Here is a 4,266-nt window from a genome sequence, read left to right as displayed (position 1 = left end):
GTGGTGGGGACTGGCGCGACGGCGGTGGCGGGGGCCTGCGCGGCGGCGTGGCCGGATTCGGCGGCCAGGCAGGCCGGTAGTTCGGGTCACGCCGGAGCACCTGGGGTGGTTCACGGCGACCCGGTGCCCCTCGCGAGGGAGGCGGTGGTGGCGTCGGCCCCGGTAAAGGCGGCCGCTTGTCGGTCACAGCAAGAATGTACGTCCTACTGCAGCCAGCCGAGGTGACCGGCGAGCAGCGAATATCCGACGAATGCCACGACGTCGATCAGCGTGTGCGCGATGATCAACGGCCACAACCGGCCGGTGCGCTGCCAGATGTAGCCGAACACCAACCCCATCGCGAGGTTGCCCAGGCCCGCGCCGAAGCCCTGGTACAGGTGGTATGCGCCGCGCAGCAGGCTCGAGATCACCAGGGCGGCCCACGGGTTGACCCGCAGCTGCCGCAGCCGGGTGAGCAGGAAACCGACGACCACCACCTCTTCGGCCCACCCGTTGCCGAAGGCCAGCAACAACAGCATGGGGATGCGCCACCAGGTGTCGTTCAGTTCGGCGGGTTCCACCGCGGCGTTGGCCCCGAGGAGCCGGGCGATCTGGTACAGCGCCAGGCCCGGGACGCCGATGAGGGTGGCCAGGCCGAGGCCGCCGAGGACGTCGGGACGCCACCGGATGCGTCCCAGTCCGACCCGCTCGGGACCGTAACCGCTGCGCCACAGCAGGTACAGCGCCAGCGCTCCCCAAGCTAACAGCTGGAACAGGCCGGCCAGGCTCAGCCCGAGATCGATGAGGTCGAAGGGGGAGCGCCGCGGGTTGAGGGCCACCGTCTGCCCCGACAGGCCGAGCAGTACCCCTTCGGTCAGTCTCAGCAGCGCGGTGTAGGCGCTGAGGGCGAACGTGACCGCCAACACGACGGCGATCTCGATCCGCAGCGCCCGCCGCTGGGCGTCGGTCGGTTCGTCGTCGGGGCCGGTCACCGCAGCCACGGTAGCCGGGCGCGGGAACCGGGGGGCGCTCAGACGCCGCGCGCGCGCAACCCGTTGAGGAAGGGGCAGCCCATCAGCACCCGAATCGCCTGGCTGAGCCCGGTGACGTCGTCCACGGGCTTGGCGAATGACAGTCGTACGTCGTGGTCACCGTCGTCACCTTCGACCCGCAACTGCACGCCGTAGCGGTCCAGGCCCAGCGGCCGGACCCGGCCACGGCGCAGCGTCATGGGCAGTCGGCTCGCGAGCCGGTCGACCACGTCGCGGTGCGCGGACTCCATGTGTTGCAACCAGCAGGACTCCATGGCGCAGAATGGATCCGGGTCGGCACCCAGCAGTGCGCTGAGCGGGACGGACTCCGCGCCGGTCGAATCGGCGACCACGATCGACTCGATCTCCAGGCGCAGCAACGCGTAGCGGATCTCCGGTTCTGTGGTGGTGCCGGAGTCGGTGATTCCGGAATTTACCTGCAGCAGAGCGGGGTTGGGCTCAGCGGCGGCGACCAGGTCGAGCAGTGCGGGTACCTCACGCATCGGGACATCGCGCAGCCTGCCCTGGATCCAGACAAGTGAACGCACCGGCTCCCGCAACGGGAGCGGCGCGTGGTCGGTCAGCTCCAGCACCGCGTGCACCCCCGCGGCCCCCGCCGAGACCGCCGTCGCGGCCAGCGCCGAGTCGACCGGCACGGTCGTCGCGAACGAACCGTCGTCGAGAAGATGGTGCACGGGCGTCGGCGCGGGCTCGAGGCCCTCGACGGCCAGCATGGCGCCGCCGGCCCGGGCGCACGCGCTGCGGATCCGCTCAGCCGTCGTGGGTGCCGTGGTCGGTGCAGGAAGGGCCATCTCGCCACCTTTCATTGGTAAGGTGAGCCTAACTTAACTAATCATCGCGGGTCCCCGCAAGGCTTTCGCGCAGCGGAATGGGATTACCGCGGTGACCCGATACGCTGAAGCGGTGCCTGGCATCGCGTATCTCGGCCCCGAGGGGACATTCACCGAGGCCGCCCTCCGCCTCATCGCGACCAACGGGCTGATTCCTCCCACCGGTCCCGGCGGTGACCCGGGGTCCGTCATGCCAATTGCCACCGACAGCACCGCGGCCGCACTGGCTGCCGTCCGCTCCGGCGAAGCCGAGTTCGCGTGTGTCCCGATCGAGAACTCGATCGAAGGCTCGGTGCTGCCGACCCTCGACAGCCTCGCCGAGGGAACGCCCGTACAGATCTACGCCGAACTGACGCTGGACGTGTCGTTCACCATCGCGGTCCGTCCCGGAACGACGGATTCGGATGTGCAGACCGTGGCCGCGTTTCCCGTCGCCGCCGCCCAGGTGCGGCGGTGGCTCGCCGAGCACCTGCCGAAAGCCGAACTCGTGCCGGCCAATTCGAATGCCGCATCCGCGCAGGACGTCGCGGCCGGCAGGGCGGACGCGGCGGTGAGCACCGCCCTGGCCACACAGCGCTACGGGTTGGAGGCGTTGGCGGCAGGGGTGGTCGACGAACGCAACGCACGCACCAGGTTCGTCCTCGTCGGCGCCCCCGGACCGCCGCCGGCGAGCACCGGCACCGATCGGACGTCGGTGGTGCTGCGGCTGGAGAATGTGCCCGGGGCTCTGGTCGCCGCGCTCACGGAGCTGTCGATCCGCGACATCGATCTCACCCGGATCGAGTCCAGACCGACCCGCACCGAGCTGGGCACCTACATCTTCTTCCTCGACTTCGTGGGGCACATCGACGACAGCTCCGTGGCCGAGGCGCTGCGCGCGTTGCACCGACGCTGCGCCGATGTGCGCTACCTGGGCTCGTGGCCGACGGGGGAGGTGGTGGGGGCGGCCCCGCCGCAGATGGACGAGGCAGTGGCGTGGCTGGACCGGCTGCGGGAGGGCAGAGCATGAGCGGGCGCTTGGTGCTGGTGCGGCACGGGCAGACGCACGGCAACGTCGACCGCCGCCTCGACACCCGGCCGCCGGGCGCCGAACTGACCGACCTCGGCCGCGATCAGGCCAGGTCGTTCGCCCGTGCGCTGCCGCGGCCACCGGCGATGATCGCCCATTCGATCGCGACCAGGGCGGTGCAGACCGCCTCAGAGATATCCACAGTCCTCAGCGCGACCGGCGGGGTCACGCTTGCGGCCGGAATGCACAAGTTCGAAGGCATCCACGAAGTCCAGGTCGGTGAGCTGGAGAACCGCAGCGACGCAGATGCCCACGATGAGTTCAACGCCGTCTACCGCCGCTGGCACGCCGGGGAGCACGCGCTCGCCCTCCCCGGCGGTGAGACGGCCCAGCAGGTGCTCGACCGCTACCTGCCCGTGGTCGAACAACTCAGGCTCCGGTATCTCGAGGACCACACGTTCCCCGGTGACATCGTGGTGGTCAGCCATGGCGCCGCCATCCGGTTCGTCTCGGCGGTGCTGGCGGGCGTCGACAGTCAGTTCGCCCTCGACCACCACCTCGCCAACACCGAATCAGTGGTGCTGGCCCCAGCCGCCGATGGCCGGTGGAACTGCGTGCAGTGGGGCCTGCTGACCCCACCGTTCGAATCCGGTGCCTCCGCGGTGGCGACCACGGAGGACACGTCGCGGTCAGCCGAACCGATGGGCTGAAACCGCACCCGAGGCGACCTCGTCACACGCACAGCCGACAGCGGTGCAGTCCAGGTGCATGAGGTGCGCACCATCAGGGAGGTAACAGTCCACCTCGGTGCATTCCGCACGCAGGTAGGCGTGGTGGATCAGTGCCCCGTGGCAGTGTTCCAGGCCTGCCAGGCAGGCGCGGCATTCACTGGTCATGACCCGTTCATAGCACTGCGGACCGACGAAGTCGGGGTGCCGCGCGCTGGATTGCGCGAGCGCTGATCACGCCCACCCCAGTTCGTGCAGCCGGTCGTCGTCGATGCCGAAGTGATGCGCGATCTCGTGGATCACCGTGATCGCGACCTCGTCGACCACCTCGGCATCACTACCGCAGATGTCCAGCAGCGCCTCACGATAGATCGTGATGGTGTCGGGCAGCGAGCCGCTGTACCACGAGTCACGTTCGGTCAACGCGACGCCTTCATAGAGGCCGAGCAGTTCCGGTTCGTCGGGATTCCGGTCGGCCACCAGGATCACCACGTTGTCGATCGCCGAGGCCAGATCGGGGGGGACGAGGTCGAGGGCGTCACCAACCAACTCTTCGAACCGTTGCGGGGTCATCCGCACGGTCACGGGCTAGATCCCCGGCGGGGGTGGCGGTGGTGGCGGCGCGGGCGGCAACAGCGGCGCGGGAGCCGCCGGCGGCGGGGGTGGCG

General features: G+C 69.7%; 6 protein-coding genes. 2 read left to right on the top strand and 4 right to left on the bottom strand.

Features of this window, described 5'->3' with window-relative positions:
- Positions 1-203: 203 nt before the first annotated feature.
- Together BEMPMBAN_RS29845 and BEMPMBAN_RS29840 are read right to left on the bottom strand one after the other, a co-directional pair.
- Entirely contained in the window at positions 204-971 is a 768-nt protein-coding gene (locus tag BEMPMBAN_RS29845; RefSeq protein ID WP_159235076.1) for a CPBP family intramembrane glutamic endopeptidase, read from the bottom strand.
- Positions 972-1,009: 38 nt separating this feature from the next.
- Positions 1,010-1,822, bottom strand: a complete 813-nt coding sequence (locus BEMPMBAN_RS29840; RefSeq protein WP_159235075.1) for a DUF2470 domain-containing protein — start codon at positions 1,820-1,822, stop codon at positions 1,010-1,012.
- Between the two features lie 112 nt (positions 1,823-1,934).
- Here BEMPMBAN_RS29840 and pheA point away from each other — a divergent pair, with 112 nt between their 5' ends.
- Entirely contained in the window at positions 1,935-2,870 is a 936-nt protein-coding gene (pheA, locus tag BEMPMBAN_RS29835) for a prephenate dehydratase (RefSeq protein WP_159235074.1), read from the top strand.
- Positions 2,867-3,580, top strand: a complete 714-nt coding sequence (locus tag BEMPMBAN_RS29830; protein WP_159235073.1) for a histidine phosphatase family protein — start codon at positions 2,867-2,869, stop codon at positions 3,578-3,580. Before pheA ends, BEMPMBAN_RS29830 begins: the two co-directional genes overlap by 4 nt.
- Here the strand turns inward: BEMPMBAN_RS29830 and BEMPMBAN_RS29825 are convergent.
- Both BEMPMBAN_RS29825 and BEMPMBAN_RS29820 read right to left on the bottom strand, forming a co-directional pair.
- The gene (locus tag BEMPMBAN_RS29825; RefSeq protein ID WP_159235072.1) at positions 3,560-3,766 is read right to left on the bottom strand and encodes a hypothetical protein; all 207 of its coding nucleotides are present in this window, start codon (positions 3,764-3,766) and stop codon (positions 3,560-3,562) included. The two genes, BEMPMBAN_RS29830 and BEMPMBAN_RS29825, sit on opposite strands and share 21 nt — an antisense overlap.
- A gap of 66 nt (positions 3,767-3,832) precedes the next feature.
- Positions 3,833-4,183 (bottom strand): metallopeptidase family protein, encoded by a 351-nt coding sequence (locus BEMPMBAN_RS29820; protein WP_200846169.1) that lies wholly within the window; start codon positions 4,181-4,183, stop codon positions 3,833-3,835.
- Between the last annotated feature and the right edge of the window lie 83 nt (positions 4,184-4,266).

The sequence above is a fragment of the Mycolicibacterium austroafricanum genome (genome assembly GCF_902705885.1).
In the GTDB taxonomy this organism is placed as follows: Bacteria; Actinomycetota; Actinomycetes; order Mycobacteriales; family Mycobacteriaceae; genus Mycobacterium; species Mycobacterium vanbaalenii_A.
Note: the sequence above shows the minus strand (reverse complement) of the source record. Positions and strands in the feature narration are given on the sequence as shown.